19 protein-coding genes are annotated in these 20,038 nt (G+C 28.5%); 18 read left to right on the plus strand and 1 reads right to left on the minus strand.

Annotated elements, in window-relative coordinates; all coding sequences use genetic code 11:
* Positions 1-30: 30 nt before the first annotated feature.
* Positions 31-2,229 carry a type IA DNA topoisomerase gene (locus NSA58_RS04670; protein WP_039680621.1) on the minus strand — a complete coding sequence of 733 codons (2,199 nt, stop codon included), beginning with the start codon at positions 2,227-2,229 and terminating at the stop codon, positions 31-33.
* Between the two features lie 165 nt (positions 2,230-2,394).
* On the opposite strand from NSA58_RS04670, the gene NSA58_RS04675 reads away from it, so the two are divergent.
* From NSA58_RS04675 to NSA58_RS04760, 18 genes are all read left to right on the plus strand, one after another.
* On the plus strand, positions 2,395-2,829 hold the full coding sequence (locus NSA58_RS04675) for a dUTP diphosphatase (RefSeq protein WP_074429126.1): 435 nt from the start codon (positions 2,395-2,397) through the stop codon (positions 2,827-2,829).
* 251 nt (positions 2,830-3,080) lie between these two features.
* Entirely contained in the window at positions 3,081-4,364 is a 1,284-nt protein-coding gene (locus tag NSA58_RS04680; protein WP_257560190.1) for a C40 family peptidase, read from the plus strand.
* A 413-nt stretch (positions 4,365-4,777) separates the two neighbouring features.
* Positions 4,778-4,882 carry an NlpC/P60 family protein gene (locus tag NSA58_RS20830; RefSeq protein WP_408648034.1) on the plus strand — a complete coding sequence of 35 codons (105 nt, stop codon included), beginning with the start codon at positions 4,778-4,780 and terminating at the stop codon, positions 4,880-4,882.
* A gap of 5 nt (positions 4,883-4,887) precedes the next feature.
* Entirely contained in the window at positions 4,888-5,142 is a 255-nt protein-coding gene (locus NSA58_RS20835) for a C40 family peptidase (RefSeq protein ID WP_408648035.1), read from the plus strand.
* Positions 5,143-5,365: 223 nt separating this feature from the next.
* Complete coding sequence (locus NSA58_RS04695; RefSeq protein WP_242842756.1) at positions 5,366-7,027, plus strand: Eco57I restriction-modification methylase domain-containing protein; 1,662 nt, start codon at positions 5,366-5,368, stop codon at positions 7,025-7,027.
* Positions 7,028-7,085: 58 nt separating this feature from the next.
* On the plus strand, positions 7,086-7,430 hold the full coding sequence (locus NSA58_RS04700; protein ID WP_039680625.1) for a hypothetical protein: 345 nt from the start codon (positions 7,086-7,088) through the stop codon (positions 7,428-7,430).
* Position 7,431: 1 nt separating this feature from the next.
* Complete coding sequence (locus NSA58_RS04705; protein ID WP_079764678.1) at positions 7,432-8,682, plus strand: patatin-like phospholipase family protein; 1,251 nt, start codon at positions 7,432-7,434, stop codon at positions 8,680-8,682.
* A gap of 45 nt (positions 8,683-8,727) precedes the next feature.
* Positions 8,728-8,988 carry an HPr family phosphocarrier protein gene (locus tag NSA58_RS04710; RefSeq protein ID WP_039680626.1) on the plus strand — a complete coding sequence of 87 codons (261 nt, stop codon included), beginning with the start codon at positions 8,728-8,730 and terminating at the stop codon, positions 8,986-8,988.
* A 69-nt stretch (positions 8,989-9,057) separates the two neighbouring features.
* Positions 9,058-10,767: a phosphoenolpyruvate--protein phosphotransferase gene (ptsP, locus tag NSA58_RS04715; RefSeq protein ID WP_074079690.1), complete on the plus strand. Its 1,710-nt coding sequence runs from the start codon at positions 9,058-9,060 to the stop codon at positions 10,765-10,767.
* Between the two features lie 98 nt (positions 10,768-10,865).
* Complete coding sequence (locus tag NSA58_RS04720; protein WP_039680628.1) at positions 10,866-11,732, plus strand: aldose 1-epimerase family protein; 867 nt, start codon at positions 10,866-10,868, stop codon at positions 11,730-11,732.
* 69 nt (positions 11,733-11,801) lie between these two features.
* On the plus strand, positions 11,802-12,479 hold the full coding sequence (locus tag NSA58_RS04725) for a nitrite/sulfite reductase domain-containing protein (protein ID WP_039680629.1): 678 nt from the start codon (positions 11,802-11,804) through the stop codon (positions 12,477-12,479).
* 966 nt (positions 12,480-13,445) lie between these two features.
* Positions 13,446-14,312, plus strand: coding sequence for a ketose-bisphosphate aldolase (locus NSA58_RS04730; protein WP_074429128.1), 867 nt, complete (start codon positions 13,446-13,448; stop codon positions 14,310-14,312).
* 20 nt (positions 14,313-14,332) lie between these two features.
* Positions 14,333-14,782, plus strand: a complete 450-nt coding sequence (locus NSA58_RS04735) for a PTS sugar transporter subunit IIA (protein ID WP_074429129.1) — start codon at positions 14,333-14,335, stop codon at positions 14,780-14,782.
* A gap of 23 nt (positions 14,783-14,805) precedes the next feature.
* Positions 14,806-15,117: a PTS fructose transporter subunit IIB gene (locus NSA58_RS04740; RefSeq protein WP_074429130.1), complete on the plus strand. Its 312-nt coding sequence runs from the start codon at positions 14,806-14,808 to the stop codon at positions 15,115-15,117.
* 39 nt (positions 15,118-15,156) lie between these two features.
* Entirely contained in the window at positions 15,157-16,242 is a 1,086-nt protein-coding gene (locus tag NSA58_RS04745) for a PTS fructose transporter subunit IIC (RefSeq protein ID WP_074429131.1), read from the plus strand.
* Between the two features lie 104 nt (positions 16,243-16,346).
* Entirely contained in the window at positions 16,347-17,414 is a 1,068-nt protein-coding gene (locus tag NSA58_RS04750) for an aldose 1-epimerase family protein (RefSeq protein WP_074429132.1), read from the plus strand.
* A 12-nt stretch (positions 17,415-17,426) separates the two neighbouring features.
* On the plus strand, positions 17,427-18,116 hold the full coding sequence (locus NSA58_RS04755; RefSeq protein ID WP_257560191.1) for a D-lyxose/D-mannose family sugar isomerase: 690 nt from the start codon (positions 17,427-17,429) through the stop codon (positions 18,114-18,116).
* Positions 18,117-18,328: 212 nt separating this feature from the next.
* Positions 18,329-20,038: BglG family transcription antiterminator (locus tag NSA58_RS04760; RefSeq protein ID WP_257560192.1), on the plus strand; the 1,710-nt coding region annotated here is incomplete at its 3' end.

A 20,038-nucleotide genomic window follows, 5' to 3' on the forward strand; every position in this document is an offset into this window, starting at 1 on the left:
GTATTAAAGCAATTAATCCCTCTATTTTTATTATTGATCTTTTTTTATTAACCAAGAATAATAACCCTTGTCATTTTTTTCGTATTTAAGTATGGCATCAAACTTATTTCCATCTTTACCAGTTAAGGATTTCACCTTAGCTTCACCTTTTTTTAGCAAGCTTTTTACCATAGTTTTAGTAGGTTTCTTTTTAAATAACTGTAAATATTTATCGTCTTTAAAAATACCATATTTACAGTTAGTATAATTAGTACATAAGAAGCCTTTAGAGTTTTCCAGAACATCTCCGCCACATACTGGACATTTACCTAAAGGAGTATTATCGTTTGATCCAGAACTTTTAGTTGTAACAGATTTAGAAGATGTAGATTTTTTAGATGATGATATAGATTTATCACTTACAAACCTCTTAGTTTTAGCATTATAAGTAAAACTTTCTGTACTTATTTTTCTAGGCCTATCATTTTTAATTAAATTAACACTATTCCAAATAAAACTCATAATGTTATTAAGATATTCTTTTCTTGTATATTGCCCTTTTTGAATATCGCTTAAACTTTTTTCTAGTTTACCAGTATAATCCACGTCAAATAATTCTTTGACAGGGAAAATTTCTACTAGATTTTGACCTAAATCAGTTATAGCGTAAGACTTACCTTTTTTACTTACATATCCAACTTGACCGATTTTCTTAAGGACATCAGCACGAGTTGCAGAAGTACCTATAGAGTAACCAGATAATACTGTTGTATCTTCCTCAGGTACATTTTTACCACAGTTTTTCATGGCTTTAAGTAAAGTATCTTCTGTATATGGCTTAGGAGGAGTAGTTTGTTTACTTATAGGTTTTACTTCTATAACATCAACTGCCTCATTTTTATCCATCATAGGAAGTAAATCATCTTTTTCTTCTTTATTATAAACTTCTAAATATCCTTTAACCTTAAGGACTTTTCCTTTTGTAATGAATATATTTTTATTCACATCAGTTTTTATTTCTGTATTTTCATACTCTGCAGGTGGCATAAAGTTAGCTATAAATCTATCCTTGATGGCATTGTAAACAATAGCTTCATCAGGCGTTAATTTAGTTGGTACTATATAAGTTGGTGTGATGGCACTATGGCTATCAACCTTTGAAGAGTCAAAAACTCTTTTTGTTTTAGTAAATTTAATTTTACTTTCATAAGGTAGGCCCTTTTTTAATTTGTTTAAAGTATCAGAAGTTTTATCGACTAAGCTTTCTTCTAGGAAAACTGAGTCAGTCCTTGGATAAGTAATATATCCACCTTTACCTTTACCTTCATACAAAGACTGACAGACTGTAAGGACCTTGTCAGATGTAAAATTACTATACTTTGAAGTAATATAACCTTGCAGTGAAGTTAAAGAAAATAATTTAGGAGCATATTCTTTAGAAGTAGTTACTTTTTTATCAGTTATGATACCTTCTTTAGAAGTAATACTATCAATTATTGCTCTAGCTTCTTCTGGTGTATCAAATTTACTATTTTTATTTTTTACTAATTTACCTTTATATTCACCGTTTTTACATCTAAAACTTCCTTCTATTTCATAATAAGTTTTTGGAACAAAGTTTCGAATTTCCATATCTCTATCATAAACAAGTTTTACAGTTGGAAGAATTACACGTCCTATATTTAATAACTTTCCATTACCATATTTAAGTGTTGCAATAGAAGTAAAGTTTATACCTATTAACCAGTCTGTTATTAATCTTGTATATCCTGCTGCTTGTAAGTTTCTCATATCTTCTTCATCTTTAAGATTTTGAAGACCTTTTGTTATATCTTGAGGTGTCCATTCGTTTACTAATATTCTTTTTACAGGCTTTTTATTTTTTGCCATAAGAAAAATTAAAAAGGCAATTAGTTCACCTTCACGGTCATTATCTGTTGCATTTATAATATATTCAATATCATCTCTATGTAATAGAGTGTTAATTACATCAAATTGATTTTTTTTAGAATCTTCAACTTTAAATTTAAATCTATCTTGCGGGATAAATGGAAAATTCTCCATCTTCCATGATCCAGAGTATCTATCCTTATCATAATCCTTCATATCATATAAAGAAACTAAATGTCCAAATGCATAAGTAATAATATATCCATTTCCTTCAAAATATCCATTACATCTTACATTGGCACCTAAAAAGGATGCAATAGTTTTAGCGACAGATGGCTTTTCTGCTAAAATAAGTTTCATTTTCTACCTCCTTTTGAACATTTACAATATTACCATAGAATAGGTGTTCTCTCAAGTATTTGCAAATTAAATTCTTACACTCTTACATATTATTATATATTGTAGTAAAATATAAAAGTATTTAAAATTGGATATAATAGTTAAACTTTAAAAGGAGATTAAGAAATGAAAAATATTAAAATTCAATATCTTAATGATGAGATAAAAAGATTAGAATACATAGATGGAAAATCTGATTGGATAGATTTAAGAGCAGCTGAAAAAGTTGAATTAAAAGCAGGAGAGTTTAAATTAATTCCGTTAGGTGTGGCTATGGAATTACCAAAAGGTTATGAAGCTCATATAGTACCAAGAAGTAGTACTTTCAAAAACTTTGGTATAATTCAAACTAATCACTGTGGAATAGTAGATAATACATATTGTGGACCAAATGATTGGTGGTTTATGCCAGTATTTGCTCTTAGAGACACAGTAATAGAAGTAAATGATAGAATATGCCAATTTAGAATTCAAGAAAACCAACCTAAGATAGTTTTTAATGAAGTTGAAAAGCTTCAAGCAGAAGATAGAGGCGGAATTGGAAGCACAGGTAAACAATAATAAATTGATATAATAATAGGTCAGCAAAGTAATTGCTGGCCTATTATTATATCCAAAAACTAGTAAATTACTCATGTAAATAATGTAAATACCCTTAGTATTATGGACAAATACTTACATTTTTGTAATAATACTAATAGTAATATTTGAAAGTATTTAGGTAAGCTATATTTAAAATTGACAATATATATAAAATAACATTGGGAGAGGAGTTGAGTGAATTATAACTTATAATAAGTTATAATACATTTATGAGTATTGATAAGAAATACGTTTTAACAGGATTAGTAGCATCATCAATAATGTTACATACAGGAATGACGACAGCATTTGCGGATACTGAATATAGGATCATAACAGCAGATGCAGTAAACTTTAGAAGTGGACCATCAACAAGTTATTCATCAATTGGGAAGTTTAACAAAGGTGATAAAGTAGAGTACTTAGGTGAAAGCGGTTCTTGGATAAAAGTTAAATATTCTAGTAAAACAGGATATGTTTATGGCGATTATGTGGAGAAAGATACATCAAGCACTAAAACGACGAAGTATGTAAATGCTTCATCATTAAACTTTAGAAGTGGACCATCAACAAGTTACTCAGTAATAGGGAAATTATCAAGTGGAGATAAGGTTGAAGTAATATCAACATCAAATGGATGGTCAAAAATAAAATATGATGGCAAAACAGGATATGTTTCAAGTAAATACTTAAGTAGTAGTGCTCCAGAATCAAGTACTACAACAATAAAATATGTAAATGCTTCATCATTAAATGTTAGAAGTGGGCCATCAACAAATAACTCGGTAATAGGAAAGTTATCAAGTGGAGATAAGGTTGAAGTAATATCAACATCAAATGGATGGTCAAAAATAAAATATGATGGCAAGACAGGATATGTTTCAAGTAAATACTTAAGTAGTAGTGCTCCACAATCAAGTACTACAACAATAAAATATGTAAATGCTTCATCATTAAATGTTAGAAGTGGGCCATCAACAAATAACTCGGTAATAGGAAAGTTATCAAGTGGAGATAAGGTTGAAGTAATATCAACATCAAATGGATGGTCAAAAATAAAATATAATGGCCAAACAGGATATGTTTCAAGTCAGTATTTAAGTAGTACTGCTTCAGATAGTTCTACTTCGACATCTTCATCAGCAAGTAAAGTTATATCACTAGCTAAGACTTTACTTGGAAAGCCATATGTATGGGGAGCTCAAGGCCCAAGTAGCTTTGATTGTTCAGGTTTTACATACTACGTATTTAAAAATTCAGTAAATGTTACTATACCAAGAGTTTCAAAGGATCAAAGTAAGTATGGTACTTCTGTAAGTAAAAGTAATTTAAAAGTTGGTGATTTAATATTCTTTGATACAAATGGATCAAATGATGGAAATGTTAGTCACGTTGGAATATATATGGGTAACAATGAGTTTATACACGCTTCATCAAGTAAAAAGAAAGTTGTAATATCGCAAATGAGTTCTTATTATAATGGAGCTTTTGTAAATGCTAGAAGAGTATTATAGACTGTAAACTGTCTCTATTTTTAGAGACAGTTTTTTTACATAAAAATATACAAACATAAATATCTATAAACATGCATATATTTACAATAATAGAGTTTTTCTCTGTTAAAATTATCAATAGGACTTGATAATCTTATAATATTAAATTATAAGAGATGATATGAGTGAAATTATAGAAAATAAAATAAAAAAAGTTAATACAGATAATTTGAATTTTAGAAAGGGACCATCAACTGATTATGAAATAATACAATAACTACCTAAGAATAGTGAAGTAGAAATATCACCACAGTCAGATTGATGGACTCTAGTTAGATATAAGATACACTTGGATTTTTATCGAGCACAAATACTTAAGTGATAAAACTACAGATATTAATCAAATAACCATCTCTGCAAAGGCAGCCAAAATAATTGAATATGCTAAAACTTTATTTGGAAAGAAATATGTGTGGACGGACGAAGGTCCTAATACATTTGATTGTTCTGGGTTTACTTGGTATGTATATAAAATATAGCTAATATATCTTTACCACGCACATCTAAGGAGCAAGGAGCTTACGGGACATATATAAGTAAAGAAGATCTACAACCATCAGATTTAGTATTTTTTGATACTGTAGGAGCTAAAGGTAATGTTATTTCTCATGTAGGAATTTATATAGGCAATAATCAATTTATACATTCATCTTCAGGTCAGGGTAAAGTGGTAATTTCTCAATTAGATAGCAATTATTATTCAAATGCTTTTGTAAATGGAAGAAGAGTATTGAAATAATTTTAGCCGCCTCTTAAAAAGGGGCGGTTTTTTAATTTACATATTTATACAAAAAACAAATATGCTATAATTTCAACAGAGGGCATGAAGTTTGTAAGGGGGGAGAAAAATAGATAATTATGAATTTGCAAAATCATATGAAGAAAGCTTAACTTTATACGATAAAAAAATAAAGGGGATCTACTATACACCCAAAATAATAGTTAAATACATATTAGAAGAAATGTTTAAAAATCACAATATAGTCAAAAATCCAGAACCTAAGATTTTAGATTTATCATGTGGGTGTGGGAACTTTTTAATAGAAGTTTATGATGTGCTATATACACTAATAAAAAATAATATAGAAGAAATAAATAAGAAATATGGTGAAGAATACATTAATAATATAAGTGATCATATTATAAGTAAATGCATTTATGGTGTAGATATAGATAAAGATGCAATAAATATATTAAAACAAACTTTAAATAAAAAGAAATTATATTATGACAATGAAGAAAAAGACACTCCAATAATCATAAACAATATAAGTTGTGAAGATGCTCTAAGGAAAGAGTATTTCATTAAATTTGATTATATTGTAGGAAATCCACCTTATATAGGTCATAAGATGTTAGATAAAGAATATAAAAAATTTTTATTAAGTGAATATAAAGAAGTTTATAAAGATAAGGCAGACGTGTATTTTTGTTTTTATAAAAAAGCTTTATCCTTAATAAATGATAAGGGGAAAATTGGATTTATTACACCGAGGTATTTTTTAGAAAGTCCATCAGGTAAATTTCTTAGAGATTATCTTTGGAGCAGTTGTAATATAAAAAAAATTATAGACTTAAAAAATGTTAATGTGTTTAAAAACTTAGGTATAGCAACTCTCATAGCTATTTTAGAGAAAAAAACAGATTATAATATATTAGCTACATATAAAATAAGAGATAGTATAAATATTGATAATATAAAAGACTTAAAGATATTATTAGATGGTGATAAATGTGAGAAAATAAGCATTAATCAAAAATATTTACAAAATGATTGGATAATACTTAATCATGAAGAAAAAATACTTTATGATAGAATAGAGGAAAAAAGTGAATATACTTTAGAGGATATATGTATAAGTTTTCAAGGAATAATTACTGGTTGCGACAAGGCATTTATATTAAATAACCAAGATGAAAGAATAAAACATATTGATAAAAAACTTTTAAAGTCATGGATAAAAAATAGAAATGTAAATCAATATATAATAGAAGAAAGTGATCAAAAATTAATTTATTCAAATGATATTGAGGAGATTAATAATTATCCCTATATTGAAGAAAAATGCTTTAAACCTTACAAAAATAAATTAGAAAACAGAAGAGAGTGTATTAAGAAAGTTAGAAAATGGTATGAACTTCAATGGGGCAGAGATACAAGTTTATTTGAAAGAAGAAAAATAATGTATCCATATAAAAGTTCTAATAATAAGTTTGCTATAGATAACAACAATAATTTTAGCAGTGCGGATGTGTATTCATTCTATATAAAAAAAGAGTATGAAAAGGTATTTTCATATGAATACATAGTTGGAATATTAAATAGTAAAATATATGATAGATATTTTAAAATGATAGGAAAATGTATGGGAAATAAAATATATGATTACTATCCAAATAAAGTGATGAAATTAAAGATATTTAAAGATAAGAATTATAATGAAATAGAAGATACTAGCAAAAAAATAATTTCTATAAAAAAAGAAGTTGAAATGAGCAAAAATAGAGTAAAGTTGCAAGGTAAAAAAAATATCCTTAATAAGGAAATTAATTACCTTGAAAATGAAAGCCATTTCCTGCAAAATAAAATTAACGAATTAATTAATAAATCACTTAACTTATAGCACTTTTGCCAAGCTTAATTCATATAATAAGACAATGAATTATTTGGAGGTGAGATAAGTGATAAATATGAACATAAATGAAGATGAAAAAAGAGTTTATATTGATGTAAGTGGTTTTATAAGTAAAAAAGAGGCAAGTAATTTTTTAAACACTTATAAACAGACTATGAAAAACAAAAAAATATCATTATATAAGTTGGTAGTTTCACCGTCTTTCTTTGAATGTGAAGATGAAGAAGATATAAGAACAGTATGTATGTCTTTCTTAAAAACAGGATATAAAAAAATTTATCTTGTAGATGAAGAAAATTATATAATGAACAACTTATCACTAAAACCGATAGAAAAGAAATTATTTTTAAAGTCAGTTAAAGTTGTAAATACCAAAGGGGCTATAAAATAACATGGAAAAAATATGGAGAATGTATTATATTATATATATTCTCCATGAAAAGTTAGGTGATAAAATGAAAAAAGGTCTTGTATTAGAAGGTGGGGGAACAAAAGGCGCTTATCAAATAGGAGCATATAGAGCCTTGAAAGATTTAGGGATACAGTTTACTGGCATAGCAGGAACTTCTATAGGAGCATTAAATGGGGCACTTATTGTTCAAGGAGATTTTGATGCTATGGAAGATATTTGGGTAAACTATGATTATAAAAGCTTTATGAATATAGATGAAGATACATATGAAAGATATAAAAATCTTGAAATGAAGGCAAAAAATTTTCATGATGTAGTTGAACTAATGAATAAAGCTAGAAAAAACCAAGGGATAGATATAAGCCCACTTAGAAAACTATTAGAGGAAAAAATCGATGAAGACAAAATAAGAAAGTCTAATATAGACTTTGGTATAACTACAGCATATTGGGATGGTAAGATATTCCCAAAGCTTCTTTATACAGATGATATACCAGAGGGAAGATTAGTAGATTACTTAATAGCAAGTGCATCATTACCTATATTTCAATTGGACAAGCTTGATGACAAACTTTATCTAGATGGAATGTTTTCTGACAATATACCAATTAATATGTTGGCACAAAAGGGATATGATGATATAGTAGTAATTAGATTAGTTGATGACTTCCTTGGAAGGATGATAATAAATCGATATCAAGATTTAAATTTAAAAGTTATAGTACCATCTCAGTATTTGGGAGGTTCACTTAACAAAGATAAGGATCATATTGAAACAAATATAAAGCTTGGATATCTTGATACAATGAAAGCTTATAAGAGGTATGATGGTGTTAATTATTTCTTCAATCTTGACTGTAAATATAACGAAGATTATTGCTTTAATAAAATCTGTAATCTAAGTAAGGATACAATAAATGATTTATGTTATTTATTGAATATAAAAAAAGATATAAATCGAAGAACATTGATGGAAAATATAATACCTAAAATTATTGAGGTTTTAGATATTGATAAAAGCTCAACCTACAAAGATATTTTTTACAGTATATATGAAAGAAAGCTTGAGGAAAATAATATAAATAGGATTGAACTTTATGATTTTAATAAAGTAGTCCAAGTTTGTAATAAACAAATGAATGATGATAAGTTACTTGTCACTCACTCAATTAGTAAATTAGCGAAAATAATCACTAATTTGATTATTTATGATTTTAATAAACAAAAATAAGCTAATTATTTAATTAAATTTTTTAATTTGCCTGGAGGTTGTAAAATGGAAAAGTTAGTAGTAATCAAAAATGAAACAGGTTTACATGCAAGACCAGCTGGTATGTTTGTAAAGAAAGCATCAGAATTCACTTCAACAGTTGAAGTAAAATGCAAAGGTAAAGTAGTAAACGCTAAATCAATAATGGGAATAATGAGTTTAGGCCTTGGAAAAGGTGAAGAAGTAACTATATGTGCAGCTGGTGCAGATGAAGAAGCAGCAGTTAATGCTTTAGTTGAATTAGTAGAATCTGGATTTGGTGAATAATCCAATAGAAGCCTGGGTATAAATTACCCAGGTTTTAATGTAAATAATATCTTTAGGAGGAGAATCAACATGTTAAAGGGAATAGGAGCATCTCCAGGGATTGTATTGGGGAAAGCATTAGTAATTGAGGATACAGAATTAGTAATAGAAAGAAAATCGATAACTGATTGTGAGGCAGAAGTAGCAAAATTAAGATCTGCAGTTGAAGTTTCAAAAGAAGAATTAACAAAGGTTAAGGAAAAGGCTTTAGCAGAACTTGGTGAGCATGAAGCTGAAATATTTGAAGCACACTTATTAGTATTGGAAGATCCAGAACTAGTAGAATCTGCTGTTAGCAAAATAAACGATGAAAAAGTTAATGCAGATTTTGCATTAAATGAAATAAAAGAAATGTTCGTAGCTATGTTTGAATCTATGGACAATGAATATATGAGAGAAAGAGCTGCTGATATAAAAGACGTAACAAATAGAGTGCTTAGACATATATTAGGTGTAAAAGTTGTAGATTTAGCTGACTTAGCTGAAGAAGTAGTACTAGTTGCTCATGACTTAACACCATCTGATACAGCAACAATGGACAAGAAAAAAGTTTTAGGTTTCTTAACAGATATAGGTGGAAGAACTTCTCATACTGCTATAATGTCTAGAACATTAGAAATAGCTGCTATAGTTGGTTTAAGTGATGCTACTAAAGAAATCAAAGATGGTGATTTTGTAGCATTTAATGGAGATACTGGTGAAGTTATAATAAATCCAGATGAAGAAACTATAGCTACATATAGAAAATTAAAAACTGATTTTGAAGAATACAAAAAGGCTTTAGAATTGTTAAAAGGGCAGGCAACTGTAACTACTGACGGAAGACATGTGGAACTTGCAGGTAACATAGGTACTCCAGGAGATGTAGACGGTCTAATAAAGAATGATGCTGAAGGTGTAGGACTTTATAGAACAGAATTCTTATATATGGATAGAAGTGATTTCCCAAGTGAAGAAGAGCAATACAATGCTTACAAAGCAGTACTTGAAGGAATGGATGGAAAACCAATAGTTATAAGAACTCTTGATATAGGTGGAGATAAGAAATTAGATTATCTACCAATGGATGAAGAAATGAATCCATTCTTAGGATACAGAGCGATAAGACTTTGCCTAGATAGAAAAGAAATATTTGTAACTCAACTTAGAGCTTTATATAGAGCTAGTGTTCATGGAAAATTAAGAATAATGTTCCCAATGATATCTTCATTAGAAGAATTATTACAAGCTAAAGAAGTTTGTAAAGAAGTTAAAGCACAGTTAAAAGCTGAAAATATAGCTTATTCTGATGAAGTAGAAGTTGGTATGATGATAGAAGTTCCATCTGCTGCAGTAATATCAGATGTTCTTGCTAAGCATGTTGATTTCTTCTCAATAGGAACTAATGACTTAATTCAATATACTTGTGCAGTTGATAGAATGAATCAAAAAATAAGCTACTTATATAACCAATTTAATCCAGCTGTACTTAGACTTATAAAAATGGTTATAGATAATGCACACAAAGAAGGCAAATGGGCTGGAATGTGTGGAGAATCTGCAGGGGATCAATTAATGATACCAATATTACTTGGATTTGGATTAGATGAATTCTCAATGAGTCCAATATCAATATTACCTGCTAGAAAATTAATAAATTCAGTAAGCTTTGAAGAAATGAAAGAATTCTCAGAGGAAATATTATCTCTAGGGACTGCAGAAGAAATAAAAGCTTATGTAAAAAAAACTTTTAATAAATAATTAACTTAAATGATATAAAGTAAGCTATCTTGCAAAAGATAGCTTTTTTTACATAATTTATATTTATTAACTATAATATAGATGAATTTGGAGGATATATGTATATTTTAGAAAATGAGGATCTAATAATAGAGAGTAAAAGTAGTGGAGCGGAATTAACAAGAATATATTCGAAGAAGTATAACAAAGAAGTTCTTTGGAATGGAGACAAGAAATATTGGGGGAGGCAGTCACCGATACTTTTTCCTATTGTAGGACGATTAAAGGAAAATGAAACTCTAATAGAAGATAAAATATATAATATTAATCAACATGGATTTGCTAGAGATATGGATTTTGACTTAATTAGTATAGATAAAAAGTCTATAACGTATAAGTTAACTTCAGATGAGAAGAGTAGAGAAATATATCCATATAATTTTAATCTTTTTATCTCATACACAATAATCGATGAAAAAGTTAAGATTACTTGGAAAGTTGAAAATATAGACTCACAAGAAATATATTTTTCAATAGGAGGGCATCCAGCTTTTAATATTTCATCACCAGAGAACTTAATTGATTATTATATTGAATTTAAGTGTAGAAAGAATGTGAATAAAATTAATTTAGAGGGCCCTTATTATGGTGAAATAGAGGAAATAGAATCTTTGCCTATATTGGAGCTGAATTCTAGCGTATTTGAAAATGATGCTATAATTTATACGAATATAGATAAAGTTTCATTAAAATCAAGCAAAGAAGAATTCTATATTAATATAAATATTAAAGATTTTCCGTTGGTAGGGATATGGACTCCATATTATAAAGATACGAATAGTACAGCACCATTTATTTGTATAGAACCTTGGTATGGATTAGCTGATAGTGTTGACTCTAATAAGATATATAAAAATAAAAAATATATTAATAAGTTAAATATTGGAGAGAGTTTTGAAGTTAGTTATGATATTGAAATAAAGTAGATAAAATAAGTTTTATTGTTGTATACTAAAATATTAATTAATTTATTTATACAAAGGAGATATGTGTAAATGAGTGTATATGGAAATTTACAAAAAATAAGAAATGGAAAAAGAACGTATGCCATAACACCACATATTCCAGGTGGCTTTATTCTTCCCGATGATTTAATAAAAATAGGAGAAGTGGCTAAAAAATATAAAGGTGTTTTAAAGCTAACTTCTGGTCAAAGAATTTTAATTACAAATTTGAAACAAGAAGATTTACCTGCAATATGGGAAGAGTTAGGTATGGAGCCAGCTGTAAAGGTGCAAAATTCACTTAAAAATGTAGAAATATGCCCAGCAAATTATTGCAAACGATCAAAATACCCTACTATTGGTATTGGAATGAAACTTAGTAAAAAATTTCATGGCATGGAACTTCCTTGCAGAACTAAAATAGGAGTGGCAGGATGTAAAAATGCATGTACTAGTGTATATTCTAAAGATATAGGAGTAATGGTTGATTTAGATAGTACTTTTTATATTACTGTTGGTGGTAGTGCTGGATATTATCCAAGAAGTGCAGATTTAGTTACTAGAGGCTTAAGTGAAGAGGGAGCATTTAATTTAGTTAAAACTATACTTTATTATTATAAAAATACAGCTAATCCAGGTGAAAAATTAGGCGATTTTATAGATCGAATAAGTATAGAGACTTTTAGAGAAGAAGTTCTTAATCTAGCTAACTTAGAGCTTAAATTGTAATGTAAAATAGTTTGTTCTTATAATAAATACTCCTTTATGGTAATGATCAAAATATAAAGTCAATGCCGGTAAGGGGGTATTTTTTATGATCACATTGAAGAAAAAATAATTTTACTTTGTTAGAGAGGAATGTTAACTAGAAATATAGTCAGAACATGTAAGTTAAATAAATGATCATATACTTGAATATTCTGATAGACAGCTTGAATCTATATATATTTCCTTTTGGATTTATGGGAATCAACTATAAAATAAATCCATTGCTATAGAGGAACGAAATTACTCTAAAGCACAGATTAATTTACACTCTTTCCTTATGAATAAAATAATGAAGAACAACTGTTGAGTTTATATCATCATTACTGCTTACTATTCCTAATTCTGTATACCTAGTTTCATGATTTCTGAACTATTTAAGTTAGTTTTTTATATATGGTAGAACTGAGTTTAATAATTTAGGGTATTTTGAAACTAGCATTGATTTTGATTTGTAAGCAATTGCATAAGTACTTTTGTTGTCTTTCATATCTTGCTAGGGAACTATTTACTTTTCTAATACGAGAGAATCTAAGAGCTTGATACCTGTTCAATAACTGTTTCCCATAAGAAAGTATTTATTTAAGACCATATTTGTTAAATGAGTTATGTAGATTATAACAAATAATTAAAATATATGTATAATTGTACAATATTATATGAAAAAACTACTACTTTTATAAAGCAGCATTCTGTATTAATAGTTCCGTAGTGATAAATGGAACTATAAGTATACTATAAGTTCCATTTATAAAAAGAAATCACTTGTTATTTTCTGGGGAAAATGTTTCGATTAACATTAAAGTATAAAGAAACACAAAAACAAAAATACAAATGTAACTTCAATTCGACAATCTATGATAAATGATTAAATAATGAATTTACAAAAGTAATTATTAATAATATTTTAAGAAAAGGTGGTATTTTATTATGTTAATGAACATGGCAGAGTTATTAAAAGTAGCAAATGAGGAAAGTTTTGCAGTTCCAGCATTCAATATTTCATCAGAATGCATGTTAAGAGGAGTAATTGAATCTTGTGAAAAGGAAAAATCACCAGTAATACTAGCAATACATCCAAATGAATTAGCATTTACAGGAGACAGTTTTGTTGAAATGATAAAAGATATGGCAAATAAAACAACAGTTCCTGTTGCTCTACATTTGGATCATGGTTCAACATTTGAGCAAATACAAAGAGCTGTTCGTGATGGATTCACTTCAGTAATGATAGATGCAAGCACAGAAAGTTTTGAAGAAAATATAGAGTTAACAAAAAAAGTAATAGAAATAGCTCATCCACTAAACATATCAGTAGAAGCTGAGTTAGGAACAATAGGAACTACTGATGGAGATAGTGAGGGAGGAACAGACGAAATAATTTATACAAAACCAGAAGATGCAGTGAAATTTGTAGAAGCTACTGGATGTGACTGTTTAGCAATAGCAATAGGAACAGCTCATGGTATATATCCAGAAGGATTTGAACCACATTTAAAATTAGACTTATTAAGTGAAATAAAATCAAAAGTTTCTGTACCTCTTGTATTACATGGTGGATCAGCAAACCCAGATGAAGAAATAGCAGAATCAGTAAAACGTGGTGTTAATAAAATAAATATATCTTCTGATATAAAAGCAGCATTCTTTAAAGAGTGTAGAAAGGTATTAGAAGACAATAAATTAAGAGAACCATTAGATATATTCCCTGCTTGTATAGATAAAATGAATGAAACTGTAGTTCATAAAATTAGATTATTTAATTCAAATGATAAATTAAAATATTATACATTATAAAAATAGGAGAATGGTGGAATATGGAGTTATTAGAAATTCTTGATGAACATGTAATAAAGGATTGTTTAGTAGCCACAGATAAAGTTGATGCTATTACAAAGATGTGTACTTTATTACATGATAATGGATATATTTCTGATGTGGAATCTTTCAAAACTGATGTATTAAAACGTGAGGAAATAGGCGAAACAGGAATTGGAAATATGATTGCAATTCCACATGGAAAAAGTACAAGTGTTAAGAAAAGTGCAATTTCAATATGTAAATTAGATAGAGAAATAGAGTGGGAAACATTAGATGGAAAAGGTGTAAAAGTAATTATACTGTTTGGTGTTCAAGATGATATTGAAGCTGCAAAAGACCATCTTAGATTATTAGCTCAGGTAGCAAGAAAATTAGCTAAGGAAGAGGTTGTTGAATCATTAGTAAATGCCAATAGCAGTAAAGAGATAATAGATTGTTTCAGATAATGAAATAAATAGGAGGAATTATTATGAAAATAGTTGGTGTTTGTGCTTGTGTAGCAGGAATTGCTCATACATATTTAGCTCAGGAAAAGCTTATAAATGCAGCTGAAAAAAGGGGACATACAATTCATGTTGAAACACAGGGAGTAATTGGTCAGGAAAACCCATTAACAGATGAACAAGTTGCAGAAGCAGATGTTGTAATTCTTGCAATTGATGTAAGTATATCAGGTAAAGAGAGATTTAAAGGTAAAAAAGTAATTGAAGTTCCTACAAAGACAGTAGTTCATTCATCAGAAGCATTGATTAAAAAAATAGAAACAATGTTATCAAAATAAAGTAATAAGAATGAAATAACACGGAGAGGGGATTTAGGTATGAAAAATTTACAAGCAAAGAAGCATATGATGACTGCAATTGCATATTTGATTCCATTTGTTGCATCATCGGGGATGCTAATGGTAATCGGTAATATTTTTGGAGGTACAAGTGTAGAAGCATTAAATGCTTCTACAAGTTTACCTGATTTACTTACTACTTTAGGTGGTACAGCTTTAGGATTCATTCCAATAATAATTTCTACAGGTATTGCTTATTCCATTGCAGATAAAGCTGGTATAGCTCCAGGTGTAGTATTAGGATTACTTTGTAAAGTTGATGGTTATGGTTTCTTAGGTGGATTAGTAAGTGGTTTCCTTGTTGGTTATCTTACAAAATGGCTATTAAAAGTAATAAAAGTACCTAAGTGGGTACAAGGACTACTGCCACAACTTATATTACCATTATTAGTTGCATTAATAGTTGGTACAGCAATGCAATATGTAATAGGTGTACCTATAACTTGGTTAACTAATTCAATTACTAGTATGCTAATGTCAATGCAAAATAATCCAGGTGCAGCTGTTATGTTTGGTTTAGTAGTTGGAGTATTATCTGCTGTTGACTATGGTGGACCAATCAATAAAGTTGTCTTTACATTTGCTGCAGGATTATTATCAGAAGGAATAGGTGGACCAATTGCAAACTTGATTCAAGCAAGTATGATTGCTCCATTTGGTTTAACAATAGGTTACTTCTTATCTAAAATGCTTGGGAAAACGTTGTTCTCAACTAAAGAAATAGATGCATTAAAATCTGCATTTGTTATGGGATGTTTCCAAATAACAGAAGGATCATTCCCAATTATATTAAATGATTTAGTACGTATTACTATCTGTACTGCATTAGGAGCTGGCACAAGTGGAGCATTAATCGGACTATGGGGTGTTTCATCTAGTGTTCCATCAGGTGGATTCTTGGCACTTCCAGGTTTAAATAAACCATTAGCGTGGTTAGGTGCATTATTAGTTGGCTCTATAGTATTTGCAATAGCATTACAGTTCCTAAAACATAAACCAGAAGAACAAGTAGAGGAAAAAGAAGAAGAAATAGATTTAGATGATTTAACATTTAGTGAATTTTAATATTAAATTAATATGGACAAATAGTTATTAAAATTAATAACTATTTGTCTTACTTATATTAAGTAAAAAATATTACATTAAAGAGTAAAGAAGGTGATAAATAAATGTCAATAAAGTTGATGGACAAAAGATACTCGAAAAGAGATTTAATGACTTATTTTGGAGATTGTTCATCTGTTGCAGGAGTTCGTAGATACTCTTTGTCAGAAGGAAGAGCTAAAGGGTGTAATATTATAGAAATTACCACAGGAAGTGGATTAACTTTTGAAATTAATGAAACAAGAGGGATGGATCTAGGAAGATGTAGCTATAAATCAGTTCCAATTGCATATCAAGGATATAACAGAGAAGTACATTCTAACTATTATGAAACCTTTTCTGATGGATGGTTGAGAAGTTTTGCAGGAGGGCTACTTGTAACTTGTGGACTAAAATCTATTGGAACACCAGAAGAAGATAAGGGTGAAATTCTTCCTCTGCATGGCCGTATATCAAATACACCTGCAGAAAGGGTGAATATAGAAGAATACTGGGAAGATGAAAAGCTGTATTTCAAAATATTTGGAAAAATGCGTGAATCAAAAGCTTTAAATTATAATTTAGAGTTAAAACGTACAATTTTTGTTCAAGCAGGTACAAATAGAATTATTATAGATGATGTGGTAGAAAATGCAGGATTTAATGAAGAAGAATTTATGTTGCTTTATCATTTTAATATAGGTCATCCTATACTTGATAACACTGCTAAATTATTGACACATTCCAAAGAAGTATTGCCACGAGATAAAGATGCTAAGGAGCAAAATGAACATTATAATTCTTATCTTGGGCCTACTCAAGATTATAAAGATATAGTATATTATCACAATTTAGAAGATTATAATGATGTTTGTACAGCTGCTATTATAAATGAAGAGATTGAAATGGGTATAACTTTAAAATTCAATAAGTCAGAGTTAGATTGTTTTACTCAATGGAAGTTTACTGGACTTGGCAATTATGTTGCAGGAATTGAACCAGGAAATGCACGTGTAAACGGTAGAAGTGCAGAGCGTGAAGAAGGAAGATTAAAAACAATTAAGGGAAATGAAGAGAAGCACTTCCGTATAGAAATTGAAATTTTGACATCAAAAGAGGAAATTGACTTATATAAAAAGAAGTATATTTTTTAGGAGGTATATAATATGAAAAGATCTGAGATAAATAAAGCAATAGAATATGTAATTGGAAAAATAGATGATTTTAAATTGCCATTACCACCATTTGCATACTATACACCCGATCAGTGGAGAAATTTAGAAAGAACTGAAAAGGAACTGGTAGATAATATGTTAGGGTGGGATGTAACTGACTTTGGTACAGGAGATTTTATGAAAGTAGGTCTGACTGTATTTGTATTCCGTAATGGTAACTTTTATAATAAGGAAGAGTATCCTAAACCATATTGTGAAAAGCTCCTTTATGTACGTGATGGACAAATTCTTCCGTATCATTTCCACTGGAGTAAAACAGAAGATATTATTAATCGTGGTGGTGGAGACTTAGAGATAACAATCTGGCAGTCAGATGAAAGTGAAGGTTTTACAGATAAAGATGCAATTGTAACTGTAGATGGTAAAAAGGTTGTTGTACCAGCAGGAGGTGAGATTATTCTAAAACCTGGACAAAGTGTTACACTTCTTCCTTATCAGTATCATATGTGGCAAGGAGTACCAGGAACGGGAGATGTTATGTTATTTGAAGTATCTACTTCCAATGATGATAACGTAGATAATCGTTTCTATGAACCTCAGGATAGAATTCCAACTGTAGAAGAAGACGATGAAATAAAATATCTAATGTTTGCAGATTATAAAAATTATGTAAAATTCTAGTAAATAGAATATTACTAAAAGAATCTAATTGAAAAAATAAATAATAACTCTAAAAAGTTACTCCATGAGGAGTAACTTTTTTTGCTAAAATTAGACTTATTTTGATAGGGTATATTAGAACTTCTTTTGTGAAACAGAAGTTTTTTAGTATTTTTTTAAAGCATATAGTATGTTATCATTGTAATAATATACTATAAAAAGGGGCTGCTTATATGGATATATTAACATCTAGACAGATTGATTTTATTAAATTAATGTTAGAAGAGAGCGAATATAAACCAATAAAATATTTCACAGAAAAATTGAATGTGTCAGATAAAACATTACAAAAAGATCTAAAGATAATTGGCAATTATATTAGTAAATTTAATGTTAAAATAGACGCAAAAAGGGGATATGGAATATTGATTGACAGTAATGCTAGCTCAAATATTGAATTTATAAATAATTTAAACATTAATTTAAAGGAGAAAAATAGTGTTTCAGTAGACCAGAGAAGAGTGGAAATACTAAAAATGTTATTATTAAATTCAAATTCTAGCACATCAATAAATCAATTATCCGAGAAGTATTATGTTAGTAAAACATCTATTGTGAATGATTTAAAATATATTGAGGAATGGCTAAAAAAATATAATATAAAGCTAAGTAAGACTTTGGAAGGAACTAAAATACTAGGTAAAGAAACAGATATAAGGAAATCGATTGCTAGTTTGCTGGAGGATATATTGGATCAAAATAATGAAGAAGATAAATTACCAGAGATTACGAGAATTGAGTTGTCAACATTTTCTGCATTATCAAATATTTTTGATTTGGATTCGATTATGTTTATAGAAAGTATAATATGGGAACTAGAAGAAAATCTAGATTATACTATTAGCCAACCCTACTATATTAATCTAATAACACATATATTGATTTGTATTAAAAGGTTAAAGGAAGGCAATCAAATAGAGTCTAAAGAAGATAAAATAAAATTACTTGATAATTTAAATGAAAAGGTCTATGAAAATGTTATAAATTTAATTGGTAAAATAGAAGAAAGATATGGTGTATCCATAAATAACGAAGAGATTTATTATATATACAAATATATAGTTTCTTCTGGATTTGGTAATGCACTTGATAATAATAGATTAATATCGGAAAATTATATAAATAATAGTGAAGAAGTAACAAATATGATGATTGATATAATGTCAGAATTTTTAAATATAAATTTAAGAGAAGATGAATTATTGCAAAAAGGTCTACTTTTACATATAAAACCTATGCTAAATAGATTGAATTATGATATTCAAATAAAAAATCCATTATTAAAGGAAATTAAAGAAAGATTTAGTGAAATCTTAGGTCTATGCATGTTATCTATAAGATTAATGTCGCCATATTATAATATAACAAATATAAGTATTGATGAAATTTCTTATATAGCTACTTATTTTCAAGCAGCAGTAGAAAGAAGTGTTAGTAGTAAAAGAGTATTAGTTGTATGCCATAGTGGTTATGGAACATCACAGCTATTAGCAACTAGACTAAAGAGGGCTTTCCCTCAATGGACTATAGTAGATATTGTATCAGTACATAGACTGAGTGAGGTAGATATGACGAATATAGATTTTATTGTATCTAGTGTAGATATAGATATCAAAGACAAAATGTATATAGTTGTATCAGCCTTGCTAATGGATAGAGATGTTAATAATATTAAAAATGTACTTATGAATGCATCTTCAGAAGAAAATAGTAGAAACTTTAATAATTTAGCACTTGAGATGGAAGGTAATATATTTTTTAACGGAAATTACAATAAAGAGATAGATTATATATTAAGCAATGTAAAACTAGAACAAGTTAATTTATCAAAATACTATAAAATTTATATTAATACTTCTTATGAAGAGAATAAGTTGATAACT

It is taken from the genome of Terrisporobacter muris (genome assembly GCF_024621905.1).
Lineage (GTDB): Bacteria > Bacillota > Clostridia > Peptostreptococcales > Peptostreptococcaceae > Terrisporobacter > Terrisporobacter muris.